This is a genomic window from Hymenobacter puniceus (assembly GCF_014333525.1).
Lineage (GTDB): Bacteria > Bacteroidota > Bacteroidia > Cytophagales > Hymenobacteraceae > Hymenobacter.
On the sequence record NZ_JACSCX010000001.1, the window covers coordinates 979,228 to 1,002,531 of the forward strand.

The following is a 23,304-nucleotide window of genomic DNA, read 5'->3' on the forward strand; positions in this document are numbered from 1 at the left end:
CCCCGCTAGCGGCTAGTCGTCGTGCTTTTTGCCTTTCCGTTTCTTATAGCGGCCCTTGCCACGGCCACTTATCCACTTGGCCCATGCCGGCAAGGCTTGTATGTATTCCGTTCGGCGGTTGACAGGAGCACTGCTGGCTACTGGTTGCAGCACTACCCGGTTGGCCTGCGCGCTGGCAGTGGTAGCTTCGCCATTGAGGTTGCAGCCGCTGCCATTGCGCAGCTCCGTGCGGCGGCCGTCGGCGGCCACTACAAAGCCGTCGTGCGTAACGGTTTGGCCGTTGGGCAGGTGCACATCATGGAGCATGGGGCGCGTCTGGCCGTTGCGGAGTATATACATGGTACCGTCGCGGCGCAGAAACCCGTCGTTGGTTTGGGCATGAGCCGCCACTGGCAGTACGAGGAGCAGTCCGAGCAGAACGGGCAAAAGATGTTTCATTAACTCAGGTATCAGGTAAGGGAACGGGCCCTGCTTACGCACGCAAAACGCCGGATGTTGGAGCTACGCCAATAATCCTGCGGCTTGCCGCCGAAGTGGGTTACCTCTTAGGCGGGCCGCTATTAAGTACTGTTCAGTTACTTTTTCACTCTCAATTTCTTTTTGCCATGAAAATGTCGATTAAAGCTATGTTCGTAGCTACTGCCGTTGCTTTCGCCGCTACCTCCTGCACCCAGGAAGGCAAAGAGAATGCCGATGCAGCTGCCGCCAACACCGAGGCTGCCGCTGAAAACGCAGGGGCTGCTGCCGAAGCTGAAGCTACTAATGCCGCTAATGCAACGGAAGCCGCAGCCAACAATGCCGCTAACGCTACCGAAGCCGCAGCCAACAACGCTGGCAACGCCATCGAAAACGCTGCCGACAAAACAGCTGCCGCGGCCAACAATGCTACCAACAAAGCTGCCGCCGAAACCAAGGAAGCAGCTGCCGAGGTGGAGCAAGCTACCCGCAACAACTAATTTCTGCCGGGCACCCAGTGCCTGACAACCAAACAGGTTCCTTTCAATCCGTCGAGCGGAAAGCAAGGAACCTGTTTGCGTTTAGGCCAGTGTACTGCTGGCTATTGTAGCGTGCGTTTCAGGCGGCGGCGAGCTGCTGCCGGCCAGTTCCAGCAATACGGTGTAGTAGGGGCGCCCCTGCGTGCGGGCATACAGCCAGCTGTAAAAGCTCAATGCCTGCAGGTCTTCCTGTTCCAGTGGTGCAAAGGGCGGCAGCTGGCTTACACGCTCAGCAAAGTCCGGCCGCCGCGCCGCCGCCGGGTCTTCAATGATTTCGCGCACCAGACTCAGGTAGCGCAACACAGCCACGTATCCTTCCCCATCGGCACTGAACCGCTCCCGCAGCACCCTATCGATGGCGCGGAGGCGGTTGAGGGCCAGGTCGGAGTTGCCGAGCTCAAACTGCACCAGCATTTCGCCCATACTTTTGTTGAGCATCCACTCCAGGCCCATTTCCTGCTCGCACCAGTGGTCGGAGCGGCCGATGCTGATGAGTGTCTGGTTGGTTTTGCTGAACTGGCCTTCGGCGAAGTAGTGGAAAGCCAGGCCAAGCCGGGCCGTCATTTCGTCGCGTGGGGCCAGTACGGTGGCCGGCTGGCGCAGCACCTGGTTTAGCAGCTGAATACTCTCAGCGTTGCGGTGCAAGAAAGCGTAGTTAGCGGCCAGCAAAAAGGTGTAGCGCGGCAGCCAGGCAGCCTGGTAGGCTTGGGCACCTCCTTCATCCAGCACGGCGCGTAACTGCTCCAGATACGCCACCGACTCCTGAAACTTGCGGGTCCGATACAGCGCGTGTGCTACCATATATAGCAGCCCCAGCTGGTAGTAGCGGTGCGCAGGCTGAAAGCCGTGCCGCTTTTCCATGAGGTGGTAGCAGCGGCGCACAAACGGGGCAAACGACACAAAATCCCGGCGCACGAGCATGGCACTACGGGCAATAGACATCAGGCGGTAGAGCACGGCCGGGCGCCGGGCAAACGCCTCCTGCAGGTCGTATTCGCGCAGCACATCCTGCAAAATGCCATCAAACGCCTCACCGGCACGGCCTTTCACGCGGGCCTGGCGCAGGCGCTGCCGGATCAGGCTGTCGGCAATGTTGGCGCGCTCTTCTTCATCGGCGGCTTTCTTGTTGATGCGGTGCCGCCGGATGATGTCGGCCAGGTCGTCGGCGTACTCGCTGCCAGCCTGGGCAATCTGCAGCGAGTAGACCGTGTTCAGGAGTTCATACTGTTCGTTGTCGTGGGCTAGCTTTTCGGCCTTGCGCAGCATCGACCAGCCCAAACGAGGCACGCCGGCTTCGAACAGGTATTGCGCCAGCGTGAGCAGGCCGCGCACCGAGGAAGCCGCCGTGGGGTCTTGCTGGCGCTGGCGGAGCAGCAGGTATTCGGTGAGGTGGCGGAGCAGGCGTTTGCGCAGGGCATAGTACGCCACAGCGTTGGGCTCATCGGGGTAGAGCTTGGCCAGCAGCTGCGGCGTGGTGTAGGCTTTGGTGTGCAGCAGAAGCTCACAGAGGCGCAAATCCATGCGGCCCTTGGGCTTGCGCTTCTGCCGCTGAATGAACTGCAGAAATTCCTTGCGGTCGGTGGGCGAAAAGGTAGCCAGGGTGGTACGAAGGTCGTCCATGACGGAATATTAGCGAGGTAGAATAGCGCGTGGCAGCCCAGCACCCGCGGGTGTTAAAAGCTCCTAGAATCAACCACCTAAAGAAAGCGTCTTTACCTGCTAAAACCAACTAGGAAACGCATTCTTAAAAATCCTATTATCTATATATCAATTCCCTAACTATCAATTCACTACACTCAAAAACTGATGTAGCCAGAAGTCCCACAACACAAAAAGCTGGCAGCCACGACGGGCGGACGCATTGGCATCTTCACCACAGTTTCTTTCTCACTCACCCTTACTGCCACTGCCATGCTTCGTTCGCTACTCCTTTCCTTCCTGCTGCTACTGACTACGGCCACCGCGCAGGCGCAGGATCTGCTCGTCAAACACAACGCCGAAGAAATTCAGGTGAAGGTGGTGGAAGTTACGCCCACTGATATCCGCTTCCGGCGCACCGATAACCTTGAGGGCCCGCTCTACATTGTGCGCAAAGCAGAAGTGCGCCTGATTCGCTACGCCAACGGTACTCAGGAGGAATTCGGGCCGGTTACTACTGCTGTTGCTTCGCCACCAGTAGCGGGGTTCGTGCCTGCCGGTCCGGCCCCAGCCAAAGCGGCTACCCCACCTGGCCCCATAGTGCCCGGCGACGAAGAGATTAGCGGCGAGACAGTGTACTTGGGCGGGCCACGCCTTGGTTGCACTGTACTAATGGGTGGCGTAGTAAGTAAAGCTCGGGAGTCGGTGCCGGGCCTCAATCCGTTTCTCACGCAATTTGGCTGGCAGTTTGAAACCCGCATTTTCCGGCTAGCCAACGGCACGTCGGGTTTGTTTGAGTTTGTGCCCCTGATAGGCGGTTTAGAGCAAGGCAAATTTATTCCGAGTCTTAATGCGCTATTTGGCATCCGGGGCCCGAAAGGCCTGGAGGTGGGCGTAGGCCCCAACCTGACACCAGTAAGTGCCAGCATAGCGCTGGCCGTAGGCACCTCTTTCCGCTACGATGGTGTCAATTTCCCGGTCAATGTAGCCGTGGTACCCGGCAACGGTGGGGCCCGCGTCAGCCTGCTGGTAGGCTTCAACTCGCGCCGCAGGTAGCCAGGCGCATTTTACAACGCATTACTCTATATATGAATTAGATACACCACGATTCGACGATTGATAACGGAAGCGTATCGGAAAAATCAGGGCATTATAAACTCAACTGTTGCAGCCACGTATAGCCAGTCATCTTTCCCACTCTAACCTCAATCAACATGGACGCTAACAACAACGGCATCGACGACAGCACTGAATTGCGCACGCGCGGCAACTGGAACGAAATTAAAGGCCAGGCCAAGCAGAAATGGGGCAGCCTGACCGACGACGACCTGCACTACGAGGAAGGCAAGCAAGACGAATGGTTTGGCCGCCTGCAGCAGAAAACCGGCGAGACCATTGAAGATATCAAGCACTGGTTCCAGCGCACATTCTAGCACTGATCCTAAGAACATACATACACACCCCGGGCCGCAACGCTCGGGGCGTTTTGTTTGGAAAGGCCAGATATAGTAAAATACATACCTGGACAATGAATATTTATAAATATTATTTAATTTGCAATAATATTCCTATCTTTAGACAAGTCATCTCCTCAGCTATTTATGCGTATAGCGGCCGAAGAATTGCGGACCCTAGGCAACAAGGTTTTATTGCAGCAATGCAAAACGGCCTTCTTTTGCTCACGTGATTATCCGGCATCTATAGAGTACCTAACGTATGTGTGGGCACTGGAGCAGCGCTATGAGCAATGCTGCGTGCTGTCGGGCTTTCACTCGCGGCTGGAGCAGTCGGTGTTCCGGTACCTGCTGCAGGGGCCGCAACAGCCGATTATCTACGTACTGGGCCGAGGAATTCAACATAATGTACGGATGGAGTATGGCCCCGAAATTCAAGCCAACCGGCTTTTATTCGTTTCGCCTTTTGAAGCCAACGTACGCCACATCACAGAGGAAACAGCTGAAATCCGGAACCTGCTGATTGCCGATTTAGCCGACGATTTCTTTATCCCATACTTAAAGCCCGGTGGTACTATCGACCGGTTGCTGGCGCAGGCTGCGATACAAGGGAAAACCATCTACACCCTGAATATCCCGGATAACAAGCATCTGCTGCAACGGGGTGCCCAGCCCTGGCGGCCAGTAGGCGCCCTGGGGCGCCACCTGCCGCTTTCCTACCGGCCAAGTATTCGATAGCAGGCAGACTCCAGCCGAACGTCACGTGCTTTTTCGCGTACAGGGCAGGTACTCCCTAACTGACGCATTGTATGAACATCTCCGACAACTTAACTGCTGCCGTGCCGACTTCGCCCTCAGGCGGAATCCGGGCGCTGGCCCGCTTTGGCTTTGCCGCTAAAGGCGCCGTGTACCTGCTGATGGGTGTGCTGGCTTTGCTAGCGGCTACCGGCCAGCAAGGCGGACAAACCACCGACAAAAAGCAGGCCGTGCTTACGCTGCAAAGCTTGCCCGGCGGGCCCGTGCTGCTGGGACTCATAGCCTTCGGACTGCTTGGCTACATTGTGTGGCGCTTCACGCAGGCAGTGGTAGATACCGAGAGCAAAGGCTCCGATGCCAAGGGCCTGGGCCGCCGTATCGGGTACGCGGGCAGTGGCCTGCTGTACGCCAGCCTGGCCTGGTATGCGGCCAAGCTAGCCATGAACGGCTCTGCTGACGCAGGCAGCAACACGCAGCAAAGCCTCACAGCCCGCGTGTTGAACTGGCCTGGCGGCGAGTGGATCATCATTCTGATAGGTGTAGCCATTATCGGGAGTGGATTATACCAGATTTATAACGCCTACTCCGGCTCTTTTCACAAGCACGTCAACAGCTCCGACATTCCGGCGGGCCAGCAGAATACTGTATACCGTATCGGCCAACTTGGCTACACGGCCCGGGGCGTGGTGATGGCCATTATCGGTTACTTCTTCGTGCAGGCCGGCCGCCAGCACCGCGCCGCCGCCGTCGGCAGCACCGACGAAGCCTTTGACCTATTGGCGTCTATGGGGCCGGTGGTGCTCGGCATTGTGGCGCTGGGGTTGATGGCTTACGGACTCTACATGCTGGTGCAGGCCAAATACCCGGTGCTCAAGCGCATCTAAGCACTACAACTAGCCGGCAATTATTAAAAAGCGGGTCCGTCTGAGTTTAGCTTAGGCGGACCCGCTTTTTGGTGCATCTCACAGCCAAAACCACTAGGCCACATAGTCAGCTAGATACTGGTACCGCTCGGTGAGCTGGCCGTTGCGGGCAATGGTGGCGCGCTCCACCACATCGTCGGTGCCTTCGTGGATGAGGTGGGGTAGTACATTGTCGAGGAGCTGGCGGCCGAAGTCGCGGCTGGCATTACGGGGCAGCTCGCAGGGCAGGTTGTCCACGGCCATAACGGTGATGTTGCCGGGCGCGGAATAGGCTGGTTCCAGCTCGCCGGTGGCGGGGTTGTAGTCGAAGGCGGGCTCCTGAATGGTGCTGCTGCGCTTGGTGGTCGGGATGGAGCCGTTTACGTCGCAGGTCACGTCGGCAATGGTGTCGATGCGGAAATGGGCACGCTTGGTGTCGGCTTCCTCAAACAAACGCGGTGCGGCCGGGTGCCAGTAGGCGCAGGCAATAAGCAGGTTGGTGACGGGCAGGAAGTTGCGAAACGTGCTTTCGTACTCTTCGGGGTGGCGGTGGAAATCAGGCGTATCCCACACGCGGCCGTCGCGGCGGCGGTTGTAGTCGGAGCTGCGCAGCTGGGTATACACCGGCTCGTTGAAATCGAGGTAGAGGTAGTCGTACACACTCACGCGCCGGATGCCCATCAGGTTCAGCACTTCTACCGCGCCCTGGGCCACGCGGCCCGAGCCGGTTACTACCATCTTAATAGGCGGCAGCTTCTTCACCTTGAAAAACTCTTCCTGCATGTCCTCCATGTCCACGCACTCGTAGGCCGGTTTCAGCTCATACAGACCATGCTTGCGGCCGTACGTCAGCAGGCCGTTGTAGGCGCCCACAATGCCGGCCCAGCGCCCGAAGGCCACAATTCGCTCCCCGTTTTCGTTGGTGAGCATCTCGTAGTCAATCAGCGTGATATTCTTGGCCAGCACTTGCCGCAGCAACTCACGGTTGGCAGGCTGCTTTTTCACGGTGTGCGAGAAGAACAGGTAGGTTTTGTGGGGAATGAGCTGCGCCACGGGCACCTCCTTCACGCCCATCAGAATGTCACAGTCCGCTACGTCGGGGCGCACCTCGACGCCGGCAGTGCGGTACTCGTCGTCGGAAAAGCAGCGGATGGGGCTTTCCTGGGCTACAATCTGCAGGCCGGGGAAGCGGGCTTCGGCCTCGGTACATTTTTTGGGCGTGAGCGGCACGCGCTTATCGGGCGGGGTTTTGCCTTCGCGGATCAGGCCAATGGTAATGGGACGCATACGGGTGGGAATGGGAAGTTCGGGGGCTAAATCTGCGGAAAATTGTTGATCCGTCGCTCCTGCGTATGCCATGCGTCTGTCATCCTGAGCAGCGCGAAGGACCTTCTCACGTTTGGGTTTCTCTTGGATCTAAGACGTTCCGGTGTGAGCAGGTCCTTCGCTCCGCTCAGGATGACAGGTAGGTTGTCGGTTGAAATGCCCAAACATTTGCCCACTTATCGGTTTATGGGTGAAGCCTTTTCGCACTACCTTTGTTGGGGGCCTGCCCCACCCACTTCTGCTACCACCCTCACTCCTGTTACTATGTTGCTGAAGACCAAGCCCGCCGATGTGTTCGTGGACCGTCACAACGGCCCCGACGAAGCTGCCGTAGCCGAGATGCTGCGCGTTATCGGCGTGGAGTCGATTGACCAGCTCATCGACGAAACCGTGCCGGCCGCCATCCGCCTCAAGAAGCCGCTGAACCTGCCCGCTGCCCTCACGGAGCGGGCTTTTTTGGCGAAATTCAAAGGTATTGCCGGCAAGAATAAGCTGTTCAAAAACTACATCGGCCTGGGCTACCACGACACCCAGCTGCCGGCCGTGATTCAGCGCAACATTCTGGAGAACCCGGGCTGGTACACCGCCTATACGCCCTACCAGGCCGAAATTGCCCAGGGCCGCCTCGAGGCCCTGATCAATTACCAGACGATGGTAATTGACCTCACGGGTCTGGAAATTGCCAACGCTTCGCTGCTCGACGAAGGAACCGCCGCCGCCGAAACGCTGCACATGTTCCACTCCCTGAGCAAGAAGAAAAACGCCACCCGCTACTTCGTGTCGGAGCAGGTGCTGCCCCAGACCATCGACGTGGTACGCACCCGCGCTACGCCCCTGGGCATTGAGCTGGTAGTGGGCGACCACCGCACCGTGGACCTCTCCGACGAGACGCTGTTCGGGGCCCTGCTGCAGTATCCCGCCGCCGACGGCGCCGTGTACGACTACACCGACTTCATCAGCAAGGCCCACGACAACAACCTATTCGTGACCGTGGCCGCCGATCTGCTGTCCCTGACGCTGCTCACGCCTCCCGGCGAAATGGGCGCTGATGCCGTGGTGGGCAACTCCCAGCGCTTTGGCGTACCGATGGGCTACGGCGGGCCGCACGCCGGTTTCCTCGCTACCAAAGACGCCTTTAAGCGCGTGATTCCCGGCCGCATCATCGGCCAGAGCATCGACGCGGCCGGCAACAAGGCCTACCGCATGGCCCTGCAGACTCGTGAGCAGCACATCCGCCGCGAAAAAGCCACCAGCAACATCTGCACCGCCCAGGTGCTGCTAAGCGTGCTGGCCGGCATGTACGCCGTGTACCACGGCCCGCAGCGCATCCGCCAGTTTGCCAGCAACATCCACGCCCTCACCCGCACCCTCGATACCGAGCTGCACGCCCTGGGCCTGGACCAGCGCAACGAGTTCTACTTCGATACCCTCGACATCAAGCTGGAAAGCCGGGAGCTGCAGAGCGCCATTCGGAAAGAGGCCGAGTCGGCGGGCATCAACTTCCGGTATTTTGAGGAGCACGGCTCACCGCGCGTGGGCATCTCGCTCAACCAGAACACCGAAATTGAGGATGTACAGGACATCGTGGCCGTGTTCAGCAAAGTGCTGGGCCGCGACGTGCGCCAGGTAGCCCAGGCCGACGAGGTGGAGGTGACCTGGACCGACAACCTGATTCGCAAGAGCGAGTACCTCACGCACCCCATCTTCAACTCGCACCACTCCGAGCACGAGATGCTGCGCTACATGAAGCAGCTCGAGAACAAGGATCTGAGTTTGGCTCACTCCATGATTTCGCTCGGCTCGTGCACCATGAAGCTGAACGCCACCGCCGAGATGATTCCGGTGACCTGGCCCGAAATCGGGGGGTTGCACCCCTTCGCCCCGCGCGAACAGGCAGCAGGCTACACCGAAATCTTCCACGACCTGGAGAAGTGGCTGTGTGAGGTGACGGGCTTCGACGCCGTTTCCTTGCAGCCCAACTCGGGCGCGCAGGGCGAGTACGCCGGCCTGCTGGCCATCAAAGGCTACCACGATGCCCGCGGCGACCAGCACCGCAACGTGGCCCTGATTCCGGCTTCGGCCCACGGCACCAACCCCGCCTCGGCCGTCATGGCCGGCATGACGGTAGTCGTGGTGAAAAGCACCGAGGAAGGCAACATCGACGTGGCCGATCTGAAGGCCAAGGCCGAGCAGTACGCCGACCGCCTGAGCTGCCTGATGGTAACCTACCCGAGCACGCACGGTGTGTACGAGGAAACCATCATCGACATCTGCGCCACCATTCACCAGCACGGCGGCCGCGTGTACATGGACGGCGCCAACATGAACGCCCAGGTGGGCCTCACCTCGCCCGCCACCATCGGGGCCGACGTGTGCCACCTGAACCTGCACAAAACGTTCTGCATCCCGCACGGCGGCGGCGGACCCGGCGTGGGCCCCATCGGCGTAGTGGCCGATCTGGCCCCCTACCTGTCGGGCCACGTGCTGGTGGATGCGGACGGCCGCACGGCCGGCGCGGTTACCTCGGCGCCCTGGGGCTCGGCCAGCATCCTGCCTATCAGCTACGCCTACATCAACATGATGGGCGGTGAGGGGCTGACGCAGGCCACGCGCATTGCCATCCTAAACGCCAACTACATCAAGGCCCGCCTGGAGGAGCACTACCCCGTGCTCTACACCGGACAGAACGGCCGCTGCGCCCACGAGATGATTCTGGAATGCCGCCACTTCAAGAAGGCCGGCATCGAGGTGGAAGACATTGCCAAGCGCCTGATGGACTACGGCTTCCACGCGCCCACGGTGAGCTTCCCGGTAGCCGGCACGCTCATGATCGAGCCGACCGAATCGGAAAGCAAGGAGGAGCTGGACCGCTTCATCGAGGCCATGATCAGCATCCGGAAGGAAATTGCGGAGGTAGAAGCCGGCAACGCCGATGCCAAGGACAACGTGCTCAAGCACGCCCCGCACACTGCCGCCACCGTGCTGGTGCACGACTGGCAGCGTCCTTACTCCCGCGAGCAGGCCGTGTACCCCACCGAGTACGCCCGCAACTACAAGTTCTGGCCCACCGTGTCCCGCATCGACTCCGCGTACGGCGACCGGAACCTGATCTGCGCCTGCACGCCCATCGAGCAGTACGCCGACGCCGAAGAGAAGCTGGTCGAAACCGACAAAGGCCCGTCGTACTAGGGCTCAGGGCTCAGGGCTCAGGGCTCAGGGCTCAGGGCTCAGGGCTCAGGGCTCAGGGCTCAGGGCTCAGGGTGTATGCAAAAGGCCCCGCCGGGTTACGGTGGGGCCTTCTTCTTTGAGCAATATATACGGCCTATTTACTAGGCCCTAAGCCCTAAGTCCTAAAAATCTATTGTTTGCCGAAGCAGCTGCGGTACATGTAGCCGTTGAGGACTTGGCCGTCTTTGGTGACGCGGGCTTTCACGAAGTAAACATCCACTGTGTCCATTATCTGCACCTGTGTATCAGCCCCCACGCTGGTGAGCTGGGCCGACTGCTTGGTCATGCCGTCGTAGAGGATGCATTCCACGATGGTGTTGGCTTGCGCGGTGCTGGCGGTGCGGGAGTTTCCGGTGTCTTCCTTGGCAGCGGTGCAGGCTGCCAGGCCTAGTAGAGAGAGCAGAAATAAGGTGGTTTTGTTCATGGCGGAGTAATAGGATTGGGGTAAGATATATACATTCAGAAGTAAAAGAGAATTTTCCCTGAATAATTTTACTTCAGGTCAGGATATGCGCTAAAACCAGGAACGATGGATGGGCGTAGGCTGTTAAAAAACCAGAACAGCAAGATTTCACGCAGGCGTTGAATCGCCCGGTTTTTGCTCTGCTTCTCACACGTCTTTCTGATATTTTCCATGTCACATATCACTCGATTTTTCAGCCGGCCCGCCGCTGTGCTGGCCTTAAGTTCGGCTATGCTGCTGGGCTTATCGGGCTGCGCCACCTCTTCGCGGGTAGGTGTAACCTCCGACTTCGACCATTCCGTAAATTTCCGGGCCTACAAAACCTGGTCGTGGTACCCAACGCAAACCAAAGACACAGAGGGCGGCCCCGCCCAGGGCTACCAGTCGTTTTTGGATAAGCGTATCCGCACGGCCGTGGAGCGCGAAATGACGGCTAAGGGCCTTACTTATTCCGACACGGCCCCCGACCTCTACATTGCATACTCAGCCAAGGTAGAGGACAAGCAACAGGCTAATTATGGTGGCTTCGGCCCCTATGGCTATCCGTATGGTGGCTACTACGGTGGCCTCTACGGCCGCAATAACGGCTACATCACCAACTACAAAGCTGGTACCGTTATCATCGACTTCGTGGATGTGCGGCGCAAAGAGTTGGCGTGGCGTGGCCAGGGCCAGGCACAGGTAGACAAGCAGACCATTTCAGAACCAGAAGTGTACCGCATCGTCAACAGCATCCTGGGTACTTATCCACCGCAAGGTCCGGAAGGTCCTAATGCCAGCCGGTAGTCGTTAGCCAGCAGTCAACAACACAAAAAAGCCTTCCCTGAATAGGGAAGGCTTTTTTGTGTTGTAAGTAAATCAATTACAGCTCTCCGTGTTAATCAATCGGCACGTTCACGTGGCGCTCGGCGTGGTAGGAACTGCGCACCAGTGGGCCGCTTTCCACGTATCGCAGGCCCCGGGCTAAGCCTTCCTCACGGTAGTGCGCGAATACATCGGGGTGAATGAACTCGGCTACTTCGAGGTGGCGCTTGGTGGGCTGCAGGTACTGGCCCAGCGTGAGGATGTGTAGGCCGTTAGCGGCGAGGTCGTCCATGGCTTTGTACATCTCGTCGCGGGTTTCGCCTAGGCCCAGCATAATGCCCGACTTGGTGCGCTTACCGGCCTCGTAGGTACGCCGGATCTGCTCCAGGCTGCGCTCGTACTTGGCTTGCGGGCGCACGAGGCGGTAAAGGCTGCCTACTGTTTCCATATTGTGCGACACCACTTCCTGACCGCCGGCAATCATGGTATCCAGCGCGTCCCAGTTGGCTTTTACGTCCGGAATCAGGGTTTCGATGGTGGTTTCGGGGGAGAGCTGCTTGGTTTGTACCACTGTCTCATACCAGATGCTGGCCCCACGATCCTTGAGTTCGTCGCGGTTGACGGAGGTCAGCACGGCATGCTTCACGCCCATCAACTGAATGGCTTCGGCCACGCGGCGCGGCTCATCGGTATCGTACTCGTTGGGGCGGCCAGTAGCCACGGCGCAGAACGAGCATGAACGGGTGCAGATGTTGCCCAGGATCATGAAGGTGGCCGTGCCGGCACCCCAGCACTCGCCCATATTGGGGCAGTTGCCGCTTTCGCAGATGGTGTGCAGCTTGTGCTCATCCACGAGGCGACGAACGGCAGCATATTCGGGGCCAACCGGGAGCTTCACGCGCAGCCAGTCGGGCTTGCGGGGCTTGGCTGGGGCAGCGGCTTCGGGCTGAATGATTGGTAGGGTCAGCAGCAAATCTTCCATGCTGTAAAGGTACTAGGTTTGGGCGTGGGGAAATACAGAATCCGCTTCCGGTAAAAGCCGGAGGTGAGACTTTTGTTCGGGTGGCGCACCACTCAAACCCAAGTCTCACCTCCTGCGGTGGCAGCAAACGGTGGCACCACTCAGCTGCGCGAGCCCAGATAAATAGTGAGGTACACCGACGGGTAGAAGCGGTTGTTGATGCTGGTGTCGTCGATGTCGGCCGAAGGCAGCGTGCTCAGGATGATGGGACGTTTGCCGTAGGCTTCCAGCAAAAAGCCGGTTTCGATGCCCGCCACGGCGTCGCGGTAGCGGCCATACTCGAAACTGAGGGCGGCCCGGACATGGGCGCCCAGCAGCGGCTTCAGCTCATTGATGCCTGAAAACAGCGGAGCCCGATCAAGCACCAGGTTTAGGTTGCCGTGCTGGCGGGGGTCGTAAGCTTCGGCCCGGATGTCGTCGGGGCCGGTGGGGTTGCCGTTGGTGTCGCGCGGGGTGTAGTCATAGTAGATGTAGTAAGGCATCTGCAGCCCGATGGACGGACCGGCGCCAAACAGCGCATTCACCTGCACCCCCGATTCCGGCGCTTTGCGGAATATCACGCGCTGTGCTCCGATGGTGGGGCGCAGCACATACAGGAAATTGGCCTTGTCGCGCACGAAAGAGCCGCCGTTGTAGCTGGCCAGACGGCGCTCCTTGGGGTGCTTCACCTCCACACCTTCGATGCTCCAGTAGCGCGACCATTTCTCGTTGAGCACGTGGCTGGAGCGCACTGAAACGCCGCCAATCAGGCCGCCTTTGGTGTTGAAGTTGATGCCATATACAAACTCCTTCCGGTAGGAAGGATCGTCGTTGGGCGTAGCAGTGGGCACCTTCTGCGCCCACGCTGCTGCCGGAGCAGCAGCAGCCAGCACGGTAGCGGCCAGAGTAAGTACGTGTCGCACGGGGCGCAGAAAAGCTAGAGGGTGGAAAGAACTGAACCGGAAGGGCCGCGTGGCGGCTACCCTGTCGAAAGTACGTAAATTTGCAGGTATCATGCTGTTAACCGGCTAACCTCTCAAATCATTCCGTATGAGCACCGCCACCGCCCGCTACACCGGCAATCTGCGTACCGAAGCCACACATACCGCCTCCGGCACCACCATTCTCACCGATGCGCCCGTGGATAACCACGGCCGCGGCGAATCGTTTTCGCCGACCGACCTGGTCAGTGCCGCGCTGGGCGCGTGCATGATGACCATCATGGGCATCGTGGCGGCGCGGCAGAACCTGGACCTGACCGGCGTAACGTACGAAGTAACCAAACACATGAGCGCCGAACCCCGCCGCATCCGGCAGATTGACGTGCAGTTCCGGCTGCCGGCCTCGCTCAGTGAGAAAGAGCGCACCATCCTCGAAAACGCGGCCCACACCTGTCCGGTGGCGCTCAGCCTCCACCCCGAAATCAAGCAGGAAGTTCAGTTCTCCTACGAGAGCTAGCGCCTAAACGAATTGCCCGTCATGCAGAGCGGAGCGAGGCATCTGGCTAGTGTAGTAAATGAGGTTACCACACTAGCCAGATGCTTCGCTCCGCTCTGCATGACGGCCTTTCAACTTACCCGGCCACGGCCTGCTTCACGTCGTTGAGGCGGATGCCCATGTGCGACGCATCGTAGCGGCACTCGCCGTCCTGGATGAGTAGCAGCTGCGGCGACTCGTGCTGCACACTGAATTTCTGGGCTATTTCCTGTGAGATGGGACGGAAACGCAGCAAGTCGAGGTAGTAGAGCTTCACGTTGTCGAGGCCGGCATCGGCCCACTGGCGCTCAATTTTGCCTTTGGCCGCCGCGCTGATGGAGCAGGTGGTGCTGTGCTTGAAGATAAGAACCGGCTGCTCCTGCGACTCGCGCACGATGTCAAGGAGTTGTTCGGATTGGGTGAGGGGTTGCCAGGGAGTCATAGTAAGGGTGGTGTTAGTTGGTGGGGGCGTCTTTTTTCTTTTTGCGCAGCCGCAGCCCGATGGGGCTAGGCTCACTTACGCGAGCTGCACCGGTTTTGTCGAATTTATAAGCCGCCGCTTCCTCTTCGACCTCTGGGGTACGGCCGCCTTCGCCCGGCTTCAGCGTTTCCTTGTTCACGGCCAGGTGCGAATCCTTGTAGGGCGCGGGGTATTTTCGGGCGTCGCGCAGGGCCCGGCGGTTTTCGGCGCGGCGGTTTACGGGCTGGGTCTGGGCCGAAGCCGCCGTAGCCGACAAACCAATAATTCCGAGCATTAACAGCAGATAACGCATAGCAAACAACAGTAAAGAGAAACAAAGGGCGGCAGAGCGCCGAACAGGATACGCAAAAAATACGCCGAAGGCTGCCCGCTAAAAAGGCAGCGTAATGCCCAGAAACTTCCGCTGGCCCACTTTGCGCTTCAGGCGGCGGCGCTCATACTTGGGCTTCTTGAGCAGGCCGTTTTTGGTGTAGCTGTTTTTCTGGGTTTTCACTTCGGCCGGGGCGGCATCGGCCGTACCGTCGGCGTTGGCGTCAGCAGCACCCCGCGCCGAGCGCTTCACTTTGGGCTGCGGCGGACCTTTGGGGCTGGGCAGCGCATAGCGGTGGCAGCTGCTGCCGGCCAGCAGCGCCCCCAACAAACACAACGTAACGAGTGGTTTCATGGAGTTGCAAAAATAGAACGTCATTCCGAGCGAAGCGGAGCGTAGTCGAGGAATCTCGCATGCTGACATTGCGCTGGCACTGATTTTACCACACTAGCGAGATTCCTCGACTACGCTCCGCTTCGCTCGGAATGACGTTCCCGGATGACGTTCTATTGTCTAATAACTCAGCAGCTTCTGCACGGCTTCGCGGAGGCGCTGCTGGGGCAGGAACTGTTTTTCCAGGTTGGGCGAAAACGGAATGGCCGTATCCAGCGAGCCGACGCGCATCAGGGGCGCATCGAGGCTGCGGAAGCAGTGCTCGGCAATCCAGGCCCCGATTTCGCCGCCCAGGCCGCCTGTGAGTGTGTCCTCGTGGAGCAGCAATACGCGGCCGTTTTTCTCTACCGTTTTGCGCACGGCGTCCTCATCCCAGGGCAGCAGGGTGCGGAGGTCCAGAATGTCCGCGTCGAGGTTCAGTTCCTCGGCCAGCGCCAGGGCCCAGTGCACGCCCGCGCCATAGGTGATGATGCTGAGCGTGTCGCCCTCGCGCACCAGCGCCGCCTTACCGATGGGCGTGGTGTAATACACGTCGGGTACAGGGGCCGAAAGGCTGCGGTAGAGCTGCTTGTGCTCGAAATACAGCACCGGGTTGGGGTCTTCGAAAGCGGCGCAGAGCAGGCCCTTGGCATCTACGGGGTTGCTGGGGTACACCACTTTCAGGCCAGGCGTATGCGTAAACCAGGCCTCGTTGCTTTGCGAGTGAAACGGGCCGGCGGCCGTGCCGGCACCGGTGGGCATGCGCACCACCACATCAGCGTTCTGGCCCCAGCGGTAGTGGCTTTTGGCCAGATTGTTCACAATCTGGTTGAAGCCGCAGGTCACGAAATCGGCAAACTGCATTTCCACCATAGCCTTTTGCCCTTTGATGCTCAGCCCCAGCGCCGCTCCCACAATGGCCGATTCGCAGAGCGGCGTGTTGCGCACACGCCCCTTGCCAAACTGCGCCACAAAGCCGTCGGTGATTTTGAACACCCCGCCGTAGTCGGCAATATCCTGGCCCATGAGCACCAGTTCGGGGTAGCGCTCCATGCTCTGCCGCAGCCCATCGGAAATGGCGTCGACGTAGCGCTTGTCGGTTGCTGGTTGTTGGTTGTCGGTTGTTAGCTGCAACGAAGCATCCGCCTCGAAAGCGCGGTACATGTCGCCGACTTCCTGCTCCAGGCTGGCGGTGGGCATGGGCACGGCGTCGGCCACTTTCAAGCCTTCCTCGATTTCGCGCTTGATGGTTTCGCGGTAGCGCATGCGGGCTTCCTCGTCGAGGACACCTTCGGCCAGCAGCCACTTCTCGTAATTCTCCACCGGGTCTTTCTGGGCCCACTCCTCAAACAGCTCCTGCGGCACGTACTTGGTGCCGCTGGCCTCCTCGTGGCCACGCATCCGGAACGTGAGGGCCTCCAGCAGCACGGGGCGCGGGTTCTGGCGCAGATCCTCAGCGAGGCGGCGCACGGTGTCGTACACTTCCAGCACGTTGTTGCCATCTACCTGCACGGCTTCCATGCCGTAGGCGGGGCCTTTATCCACGAAGTAGCGGAAGCGGAACTGCTCGTTGGAAGGTGTGCTGAGGCCGTAGCCGTTGTTTTCGATGATGAAGATGACCGGCAGCTGCCACACGGCCGCCACGTTCAGGGCCTCATGGAAGTCGCCTTCGGAGGCGCCGCCGTCGCCGCTGTAGGTCACGGTTACCTTGGGGCGGTCGGCGAGCTTATCGGCCAGCGCAATGCCGTCGGCCACGGCCAGCTGCGGCCCCAGGTGCGAAATCATGCCCACAATGTGGTGCTCGTTGGTGCCGAAGTGGAAGCTCCGGTCGCGGCCCTTGGTGTAGCCGGTGGTTTTGCCTTGCCACTGCGCAAACAGGCGGTCGAGCGGAATGTCGCGGCCCGTAAACACGCCCAGGTTGCGGTGCAGCGGCAGAATGTACTCGTCGGGCTCCAGCGCCAGCGTGCTGCCCACCGAAATAGCCTCCTGCCCGATGCCCGAAAACCACTTACTCACCTTGCCCTGCCGCAGCAGAATCAGCATTTTTTCTTCAATCAAGCGCGGCTTCAGCAACGCTTGGTAGAGGTGCAGCAGAGTTTCGTTGGTGTAATCTTTCCGGTCGAAGTTCATCGGGAGCAGGCAGAAATGGTGGGTGGCGCCAAAAGTACGGGTTTGGGTTGGATGCGAAATTATTGGCGGCCGGATTGTGAAATGAGCGGTCCGTCGGCATCTATCTTCGTGCACTCAATCCCCGGCCTTATCCTGTTTCTATGACCCGATTATTACCCCTGAGTTCTTCGTTGCTGTTTTCGCTCCCCGCCATGGCCCAGCAGCCGGATACCACACGGCTTCGGGAGGTTGTGGGGGTGAGTCCATCAGATAATATAAATGGGCTTATCCAGGATGAGGTTATTGTAACTACTTCCCACCTCTCCCCTTTCCTACCGCTTCAGGAGCATCTACGGCGAGTAGCTGGGGTGCAGGCTTCGCCCTATTCCGGGGCGCCGGGCGCGCAGGTAGCGGTACGGATTCGGGGAGCGGCCTCACTAGCCCGCAACGCGCAGCCGCTCTATGTGGTAGATGGCGTGCCGGTGTACCAGAACATGGGCGAGAATGAGCTACCGCAGTCTACTGGGGTGTTGGGCGTGCAACCCATGCGGGTGTACGGCCTGAACCCGCTGCTGAACCTGCCTACTGAGGACATTGAATCGGTGACGGTGTTGCGCGGGGCGTTTCAAACGGCGGCATACGGGGCGCAGGGCCAGAATGGCGTCATTAGCATCACCACCAAGCTAGGCCGCCTGAACCAGAAGCCGCAGGTGCGCTACAGCGGCTACGGCGGGTTGCAGCAGGTGCGCCGCCGCTACGACCTGCTCAACGCCCGCGAGTACGCCGAATTTCAGAACGAAGCCGCCCGCAACGAAGGGTACCAAGAGCCGTTTTCGGCCGCGCAGGTGGCGCAGTTCGGCGAAGGCACCGACTGGCAGCAGGAAGTGTTGCGTATGGCTGCCACTCAGGAACACCACTTGAGTGTGGCCGGCGGCTTGCCCAAAACCCGCTACTACGTGGGCTCCGATTACCTACGCCAGAACGGCATCGTGGAAAACTCGCAACTGCGCCGCTACGCCCTGCGCTCCAACGTGCAGCAGCAACTCACGCCCGGCCTCATGTTGGAAGCCCGCGTAGGCGCCAGCCAAGCTGAGGCTCGCCTGCCCGACGAAAGCCTGACGCTGAACATGCTTACGGCCAAGCCCACGCTTCCGGCTCGCTTACCCAACGGAGAGCTGAACAACAGTGAAAATGTAACAAACAACCCTCTGCGGCAGGCACTGCTTCAAACGCGGGAACCCCGGCAGCGGCAACTGTTGGGTGGCTTGGCACTGCGCCAAAGCATTGGGCAGCACCTTACGGCCAGTGTGCTGGGCCAGTGGGAGCGTAACACGCTGCTCCGCCGTAGTTTCACGCCCGGCAGCGGCTTTTTCTCTGACTTTGAAAGCCACCGGGTTGACGACCGGCAATTCCGCCAGCGCACCTATCAAGCGTCTCTCGACTACCGCCGTACCCTGGCCGCGCGCCACGCCCTAGTGGGGCGGCTGGAAGTGCGTCAGCAGAACGTACAGCAATACGACAGCACCGATATACGCACCACCAGCCGATTGGGGCAAGGCGGAGAAATTTCCGTCAACCAAACCGAGTGGAAGCTACAAACCGCCACCCTGCAGGCCGGCTACACCTACGCCGGCCGCTACGAGCTGCAGGCCAGCCTCCGCCGCGACGGCAGCAGCAACTTTGGTAACGATGAGCGCTGGCAGTGGAGTCCCGGAGCGCAGCTCAACTGGCACGCCGGGCAGGAAGCATTTCTGAAAGACAGCCCCATCGTGTCGCAGCTGGACATGTGGGCGGGTATGGGGCGTACGTCCAATACCGGCAGCTTCTACGGGCAAAACTTCTTCACTACTGTTCTGGCTGGTCAGGGCGGGTTTTTCACCATCGGCAAGCCGCTGCTAGAAATTACCACTCAGCACGAAGCTGGCCTGAGCGCCGGGTTCTGGAGCAACCGTTTGCTAGTGCAGGCCAGCGCCTACCAGCGCCGCACGTCTCTGGAAATGCCGGGAACTTTTTCTTACAACGGAACACCTACCAGCCCCAATGCTGGCACGCTGCGGGCCCGTGGGCTGGAGCTGACCCTTACCAGCACTTGGCTGAGCGGCCCGCGCTGGCAGACCACTAGCACCCTGGCCTTGGCCACGCAGCAGAGCCGCTACCAGGGCACCCGCACCTGGGGCAACAATGGCATTCAGCTGACGGCCGACGGCGACCCGCTGGCAAATTACCGCGGCCTGCGCTACCTCGGCCCCGACGCCAGCGGCCGGCCCCGTTACGCCGGCAGCATAGTTGCCTCGCCGGAGGGCACCCCCGAAAACCTGGGCTCGGGCCTGTCTACGCGGCTGCTGGGCTTCACGCAAGAGCTGCGCTACCAGCGCCTGGGTTTGCAGCTGCAGGCCGACGGTGCCTTTGGCCACCAGATATACAACGAAAACAACCGCTTCCTCGAAGACCCTGGCTTTGCCAGCAACGGCCGCCGCCTGCTCCAGCGCTGGACGCCCACCAATGCTGGCACCGACGTGCCGGCGGCCGGCGCGGCCGTACGCGCTAGCAGCTCGTATTTTCTGCAGTCCGGCAATCATATGCGCCTGTCCAGCGTGCAGGTTAGCTACGAGCTGTGGAAGCAGGCGGCCCGCAGCCTGAGCGTGTGGGCGGGCGGCCAGAACCTGCTGGTACTAACAAAATACCGTGGCTTCGACCCCGGCGTGAGCAGCGGCGGCGCCGACGCCAACCAAGCCGGCCTCGACAGCAGCGCCTACCCCACCGCCCGCACCTTTCTGGTGGGTGTGCGAGGTCAGTTTTGAGCCTTTGGTAACCGCAGTAGCGCAAATCAGGGCTTCAACTGAATAGCCGCATTTTTCCCACCCAAAAAACCGGCTTAACTTGCATAGCCCGACCCTAAACGAGTGGCCGGGCTATTGCTTTTTAATGAAAACACGCCTATTCTTCTGGGGGCTGATCCTGTTTGTGGTACTGGATCTGGCCTTCACCTTTTTCCAAGCCAACCAGCTGCCGCTGGAAGGCGATATGGTGGATATTGTAATGCCGGGACCTATGTCCCAACGAGTGCTGCAGGACCCATTCGGCTGGACGGTGCTGACGCGAGACTCGGTATACGTGGCGCCCAACCGCTTTTTTGCCCATGCAGCCATGGGCAGCTATTTCAAAACGATGCCCTTTGCGCTGCAGCATCTGGTGCCGCCCATTGACAGCGTATATGCCGCCTGCGCCCTGTTTGGGGTGCTGGTGCAGGGGCTGCTGCTTTACGTGCTGGCCGTGTATGCTACCGGCAGCTACTCGCTGCGGCGGTGGCAGTTGTGGGCTACCATGGCGCTGCTGGTGCCGCTGTTTCAGCTAGGAGGCTACAACGACCAGATGGGCATTCTGGACCGGGCCATCACCTACACGTTTTTCTACGCCTTCCCGATGGCGTTGCTGCTGCTGCTGCTGCTGCCGTTTTATCTGGCGGCACGGCGCGGCGAGCCGCTGCGCCTAAGCTGGCCGCGCCGGCTGGCGCTGATGGCCCTGATGGTAGTGCTGGCCTTCAACGGGGCCATTATCACAGGCGTGGTAGCGGTGCTGTTTCTGGGCATTGGGGTGCATTGGATGTGGCGGCAGTGGCAGACCGGAGCGCGGTTTGAGTTAGGACAATGGATGAGTCGGGTGCGGCAGCTGCCGGTTTTGCCGGTGGCAATGCTGGGCTTATTCCTGGCCCTGTGCCTATACTCCCTATATATCGGGCAGAATGAGCTGGAAGGCACCGATCATACCTTGCCGCTGTGGCAGCGGTACGCCCGCATCCCGTCGGGTATCTTCTGGCTGTTTCGCCGGCCTGGTTTGCCGGTGCTGCTGGTGGCTACGCTGCTAAACGTGTGGCTGATCCGGCGCCTGCTACCAGTATCCGAGCAGAGCCGCCTCGTGCAGCGGGTGCTGCTGGGCTTGGTGCTGTTCAGCACTGTGTATATCCTGCTGCTTCCACTGGGAGGCTACCGCGAATACCGCCCCCTCATCATCCGCCGCGACTCAATTATGCCGCTACTGCTGGGCCTGATGTTTCTGTATGGCCTCAGCACACTGCTGCTGCTGCGCGGGCTGCCCCGGCTGCAACAGCGCCGCCGCTACTTGGCGGCTGTGCTGGTAGTTTCGGCGTTCTACATGCTCTCCGACCACCCTTTTCTTAAAGAGAACAACAAGTGTGAGCGGCAGAGTCTGGCGCGGCTGGCGGCAGCGTCGGAGCCGGTAGTGCGCCTGGGCGCTGGCTGCACCGTGGCTTCGTGGTGGAAAATCAACGACCCTAAATATTCAGAAACCAGCGCCAAGCTGATTCAGTATTGGGGTATCACCAAAGAAGAAAAACGCTACTACCTGGAAGGCTGGTAGGGTTTAGGATATAGAGTTCAGAAGATGCGTTTAGCTTCTATGCCGTGGGGCAGCCCACGTCTTACGCCCTGACTTCTAAACGCCCTACGCCCTATTTCCGAACTCAGCAAGCCGCTTAGTAGTTAGCTCCCTATCCAGTTTCTCTCCTGCTTTGCATCCATGATTCATTTCGAAGAATTCACGCTGGCTAACGGCCTGCGCTGCATCGTGCACGAAGACCACACCACACCGATGGCCGTGCTTAATGTGCTCTACAACGTGGGTGCCCGCGACGAAGACGCCGACCACACAGGCTTCGCACATTTGTTTGAGCACCTGATGTTTTCGGGCTCCGTGAATATCCCGAGCTACGACGAGCCACTGCAGCGCGTGGGCGGCGAAAACAATGCCTTCACATCCCCCGACATCACCAACTACTACCTCACGGTGCCGGCCGCTAATATCGAAACTGGCTTCTGGCTGGAATCAGACCGGATGCTGAGTTTGGCTTTCTCGGAAAACGGACTGGAGGTGCAACGCAAGGTAGTAGTGGAGGAATTCAAGCAGAACTACCTTAACCAGCCCTATGGCGACGTCTGGCTGAAGCTGCGCCCCCTCGCCTACCAGCACCACCCTTACCAGTGGGCCACCATCGGCAAAGAAATCAGCCACATTGAAAATGCCGTGATGGACGACGTGCGGGCTTTTTTTCAGAAGCATTATGACCCGCAAAACGCTGTGCTGGTAGTGGCCGGGGCTGTGCCGGTGGCCGAAGCGCGCCGCCTGGCCGAGAAATGGTTTGAGCCCATTCCGGGTGGTCCGGCCTATGAGCGCCAGCTGCCCACCGAGCCTCGCCAAACCGAGGCCCGCTTCCTGGAAATAGCCGCCGACGTGCCCCTCAGCGCCCTGTATAAAGTGTACCATATGCCTGCCCGCAGCGCCGACGACTACTACGCCGTAGACCTGCTGAGCGACTTGCTGGGCAGGGGCAAGTCCAGCCGCCTGTATCAGCAACTGGTGAAGGAGAATCCGTTGTTCAATTCCATTTCAGCTTCCGTGACCGGCTCTTTGGAACCGGGCTTGCTGGTAGTGAGCGGCAAACTCAACACCGGCGTGACGCTGGAAGCCGCCGATGCCGCCGTGGAAGCTACCCTGGCTACTCTCCGCGAAACCCTGGTGGCTGACGACGAGTTGGAAAAAGTAAAAAACCAGGCCGAAGCCAGCATTGTGTTCGGCGAAATCGAGCTCCTCAACCGGGCCATGAACCTGGCTTATAGCAAGCTCATGGGCGACGCCAACCTCGTCAACCAGGAAAGCGCCCGTCTGCAGGCCGTTACGCCGGCTGCCGTGCACGCCGCCGCCCAGGAAGTGCTCCGCCCCGACAATTGCAGCACGCTCTACTACCGCGCCCAGCCCGCCGCCGCAGCTATACCGGAAGCCCTGGCTACGGCCGCCGCCGAATAGGCAGCAGGCGCGGCTGTACCGAAGTCCCTCTCTTCTGGAATCGTAGGTACTGCTGGTTTTCCAGGCGAAGTGGTAGCTGTCATCCAACGACGAGAAGTAAATGTTGCGCGTATCTACAGCGTGGTATTGCTGACGACAACGCCGGCACATAAGAAAAGCCCGACCGACGT

Annotated in this window: 21 protein-coding genes; 11 read left to right on the plus strand and 10 right to left on the minus strand. The window is 59.8% G+C overall.

Annotated elements, in window-relative coordinates:
• Positions 1-12 precede the first annotated feature (12 nt).
• Positions 13-438: a DUF6799 domain-containing protein gene (locus tag H8B14_RS04170; RefSeq protein WP_187314316.1), complete on the minus strand. Its 426-nt coding sequence runs from the start codon at positions 436-438 to the stop codon at positions 13-15.
• 167 nt (positions 439-605) lie between these two features.
• Here H8B14_RS04170 and H8B14_RS04175 point away from each other — a divergent pair, with 167 nt between their 5' ends.
• Positions 606-956: a hypothetical protein gene (locus tag H8B14_RS04175; protein ID WP_187314317.1), complete on the plus strand. Its 351-nt coding sequence runs from the start codon at positions 606-608 to the stop codon at positions 954-956.
• 81 nt (positions 957-1,037) lie between these two features.
• On the opposite strand, the gene H8B14_RS04180 is transcribed toward H8B14_RS04175, so the two are convergent.
• Positions 1,038-2,615 (minus strand): hypothetical protein, encoded by a 1,578-nt coding sequence (locus tag H8B14_RS04180; RefSeq protein WP_187314318.1) that lies wholly within the window; start codon positions 2,613-2,615, stop codon positions 1,038-1,040.
• Between the two features lie 291 nt (positions 2,616-2,906).
• Between H8B14_RS04180 and H8B14_RS04185 the strand changes: the two genes are divergently transcribed.
• The 4 genes from H8B14_RS04185 (at position 2,907) to H8B14_RS04200 (ending at position 5,727) form a co-directional block, all read left to right on the plus strand.
• A complete protein-coding gene (locus tag H8B14_RS04185; protein ID WP_187314319.1) occupies positions 2,907-3,689 on the plus strand; it encodes a hypothetical protein in 783 nt (260 codons plus the stop codon).
• 158 nt (positions 3,690-3,847) lie between these two features.
• Positions 3,848-4,066 carry a CsbD family protein gene (locus tag H8B14_RS04190; RefSeq protein ID WP_187314320.1) on the plus strand — a complete coding sequence of 73 codons (219 nt, stop codon included), beginning with the start codon at positions 3,848-3,850 and terminating at the stop codon, positions 4,064-4,066.
• A 285-nt stretch (positions 4,067-4,351) separates the two neighbouring features.
• Positions 4,352-4,825, plus strand: a complete 474-nt coding sequence (locus H8B14_RS04195; RefSeq protein WP_187314321.1) for an SMF family protein — start codon at positions 4,352-4,354, stop codon at positions 4,823-4,825.
• Positions 4,826-4,896: 71 nt separating this feature from the next.
• A complete protein-coding gene (locus tag H8B14_RS04200) occupies positions 4,897-5,727 on the plus strand; it encodes a DUF1206 domain-containing protein (RefSeq protein ID WP_187314322.1) in 831 nt (276 codons plus the stop codon).
• A 93-nt stretch (positions 5,728-5,820) separates the two neighbouring features.
• On the opposite strand, the gene H8B14_RS04205 is transcribed toward H8B14_RS04200, so the two are convergent.
• Positions 5,821-7,032, minus strand: coding sequence for an NAD(P)-dependent oxidoreductase (locus H8B14_RS04205; protein ID WP_187314323.1), 1,212 nt, complete (start codon positions 7,030-7,032; stop codon positions 5,821-5,823).
• Positions 7,033-7,335: 303 nt separating this feature from the next.
• Between H8B14_RS04205 and gcvP the strand changes: the two genes are divergently transcribed.
• Positions 7,336-10,260 carry an aminomethyl-transferring glycine dehydrogenase gene (gene gcvP / locus H8B14_RS04210; RefSeq protein ID WP_187314535.1) on the plus strand — a complete coding sequence of 975 codons (2,925 nt, stop codon included), beginning with the start codon at positions 7,336-7,338 and terminating at the stop codon, positions 10,258-10,260.
• A gap of 169 nt (positions 10,261-10,429) precedes the next feature.
• Here the strand turns inward: gcvP and H8B14_RS04215 are convergent, their stop codons facing one another.
• Positions 10,430-10,723 (minus strand): hypothetical protein, encoded by a 294-nt coding sequence (locus H8B14_RS04215; protein WP_187314324.1) that lies wholly within the window; start codon positions 10,721-10,723, stop codon positions 10,430-10,432.
• A gap of 210 nt (positions 10,724-10,933) precedes the next feature.
• On the opposite strand from H8B14_RS04215, the gene H8B14_RS04220 reads away from it, so the two are divergent.
• A complete protein-coding gene (locus H8B14_RS04220; RefSeq protein ID WP_187314325.1) occupies positions 10,934-11,548 on the plus strand; it encodes a DUF4136 domain-containing protein in 615 nt (204 codons plus the stop codon).
• Between the two features lie 91 nt (positions 11,549-11,639).
• Here the strand turns inward: H8B14_RS04220 and lipA are convergent, their stop codons facing one another.
• Together lipA and H8B14_RS04230 are read right to left on the minus strand one after the other, a co-directional pair.
• Positions 11,640-12,536: a lipoyl synthase gene (gene lipA, locus H8B14_RS04225; protein ID WP_187314536.1), complete on the minus strand. Its 897-nt coding sequence runs from the start codon at positions 12,534-12,536 to the stop codon at positions 11,640-11,642.
• A 152-nt stretch (positions 12,537-12,688) separates the two neighbouring features.
• Entirely contained in the window at positions 12,689-13,489 is an 801-nt protein-coding gene (locus H8B14_RS04230) for a hypothetical protein (RefSeq protein WP_187314326.1), read from the minus strand.
• 127 nt (positions 13,490-13,616) lie between these two features.
• Between H8B14_RS04230 and H8B14_RS04235 the strand changes: the two genes are divergently transcribed.
• On the plus strand, positions 13,617-14,024 hold the full coding sequence (locus H8B14_RS04235; RefSeq protein WP_187314327.1) for an OsmC family protein: 408 nt from the start codon (positions 13,617-13,619) through the stop codon (positions 14,022-14,024).
• Positions 14,025-14,139: 115 nt separating this feature from the next.
• Here H8B14_RS04235 and ytxJ read toward each other — a convergent pair whose 3' ends face one another.
• The 4 genes from ytxJ to H8B14_RS04255 all read right to left on the minus strand — a co-directional run bounded on the left by ytxJ (position 14,140) and on the right by H8B14_RS04255 (position 17,335).
• Complete coding sequence (gene ytxJ, locus H8B14_RS04240; protein ID WP_187314328.1) at positions 14,140-14,484, minus strand: bacillithiol system redox-active protein YtxJ; 345 nt, start codon at positions 14,482-14,484, stop codon at positions 14,140-14,142.
• 13 nt (positions 14,485-14,497) lie between these two features.
• Entirely contained in the window at positions 14,498-14,797 is a 300-nt protein-coding gene (locus H8B14_RS04245; protein WP_187314329.1) for a hypothetical protein, read from the minus strand.
• Positions 14,798-14,893: 96 nt separating this feature from the next.
• Positions 14,894-15,187, minus strand: coding sequence for a hypothetical protein (locus tag H8B14_RS04250; protein WP_187314330.1), 294 nt, complete (start codon positions 15,185-15,187; stop codon positions 14,894-14,896).
• Between the two features lie 159 nt (positions 15,188-15,346).
• Positions 15,347-17,335 (minus strand): alpha-ketoacid dehydrogenase subunit alpha/beta, encoded by a 1,989-nt coding sequence (locus tag H8B14_RS04255; protein WP_187314331.1) that lies wholly within the window; start codon positions 17,333-17,335, stop codon positions 15,347-15,349.
• A 140-nt stretch (positions 17,336-17,475) separates the two neighbouring features.
• Between H8B14_RS04255 and H8B14_RS04260 the strand changes: the two genes are divergently transcribed.
• The 3 genes from H8B14_RS04260 (at position 17,476) to H8B14_RS04270 (ending at position 23,134) form a co-directional block, all read left to right on the plus strand.
• Entirely contained in the window at positions 17,476-20,115 is a 2,640-nt protein-coding gene (locus H8B14_RS04260; protein WP_187314332.1) for a SusC/RagA family TonB-linked outer membrane protein, read from the plus strand.
• Positions 20,116-20,239: 124 nt separating this feature from the next.
• Positions 20,240-21,691, plus strand: a complete 1,452-nt coding sequence (locus H8B14_RS04265; RefSeq protein WP_187314333.1) for a hypothetical protein — start codon at positions 20,240-20,242, stop codon at positions 21,689-21,691.
• 159 nt (positions 21,692-21,850) lie between these two features.
• The gene (locus H8B14_RS04270) at positions 21,851-23,134 is read left to right on the plus strand and encodes a M16 family metallopeptidase (protein ID WP_187314334.1); all 1,284 of its coding nucleotides are present in this window, start codon (positions 21,851-21,853) and stop codon (positions 23,132-23,134) included.
• The last annotated feature ends 170 nt before the right edge of the window (positions 23,135-23,304 follow it).

Excerpts from the sequence above, each read along its gene's own strand:
- H8B14_RS04220 (WP_187314325.1), top strand. The coding sequence starts at position 10,934 with ATGTCACATATCACTCGATTTTTCAGCCGGCCCGCCGCTGTGCTGGCC.
- H8B14_RS04245 (WP_187314329.1), bottom strand. The coding sequence starts at position 14,797 with ATGCTCGGAATTATTGGTTTGTCGGCTACGGCGGCTTCGGCCCAGACC.
- H8B14_RS04250 (WP_187314330.1), bottom strand. The coding sequence starts at position 15,187 with ATGAAACCACTCGTTACGTTGTGTTTGTTGGGGGCGCTGCTGGCCGGC.
- H8B14_RS04170 (WP_187314316.1), bottom strand. The coding sequence starts at position 438 with ATGAAACATCTTTTGCCCGTTCTGCTCGGACTGCTCCTCGTACTGCCA.
- H8B14_RS04255 (WP_187314331.1), bottom strand. The coding sequence starts at position 17,335 with ATGAACTTCGACCGGAAAGATTACACCAACGAAACTCTGCTGCACCTC.
- H8B14_RS04185 (WP_187314319.1), top strand. The coding sequence starts at position 2,907 with ATGCTTCGTTCGCTACTCCTTTCCTTCCTGCTGCTACTGACTACGGCC.
- H8B14_RS04180 (WP_187314318.1), bottom strand. The coding sequence starts at position 2,615 with ATGGACGACCTTCGTACCACCCTGGCTACCTTTTCGCCCACCGACCGC.
- H8B14_RS04205 (WP_187314323.1), bottom strand. The coding sequence starts at position 7,032 with ATGCGTCCCATTACCATTGGCCTGATCCGCGAAGGCAAAACCCCGCCC.
- H8B14_RS04190 (WP_187314320.1), top strand. The coding sequence starts at position 3,848 with ATGGACGCTAACAACAACGGCATCGACGACAGCACTGAATTGCGCACG.
- H8B14_RS04200 (WP_187314322.1), top strand. The coding sequence starts at position 4,897 with ATGAACATCTCCGACAACTTAACTGCTGCCGTGCCGACTTCGCCCTCA.
- H8B14_RS04175 (WP_187314317.1), top strand. The coding sequence starts at position 606 with ATGAAAATGTCGATTAAAGCTATGTTCGTAGCTACTGCCGTTGCTTTC.
- ytxJ (WP_187314328.1), bottom strand. The coding sequence starts at position 14,484 with ATGACTCCCTGGCAACCCCTCACCCAATCCGAACAACTCCTTGACATC.
- H8B14_RS04215 (WP_187314324.1), bottom strand. The coding sequence starts at position 10,723 with ATGAACAAAACCACCTTATTTCTGCTCTCTCTACTAGGCCTGGCAGCC.
- H8B14_RS04235 (WP_187314327.1), top strand. The coding sequence starts at position 13,617 with ATGAGCACCGCCACCGCCCGCTACACCGGCAATCTGCGTACCGAAGCC.
- H8B14_RS04265 (WP_187314333.1), top strand. The coding sequence starts at position 20,240 with ATGAAAACACGCCTATTCTTCTGGGGGCTGATCCTGTTTGTGGTACTG.
- gcvP (WP_187314535.1), top strand. The coding sequence starts at position 7,336 with ATGTTGCTGAAGACCAAGCCCGCCGATGTGTTCGTGGACCGTCACAAC.
- H8B14_RS04260 (WP_187314332.1), top strand. The coding sequence starts at position 17,476 with ATGACCCGATTATTACCCCTGAGTTCTTCGTTGCTGTTTTCGCTCCCC.
- H8B14_RS04270 (WP_187314334.1), top strand. The coding sequence starts at position 21,851 with ATGATTCATTTCGAAGAATTCACGCTGGCTAACGGCCTGCGCTGCATC.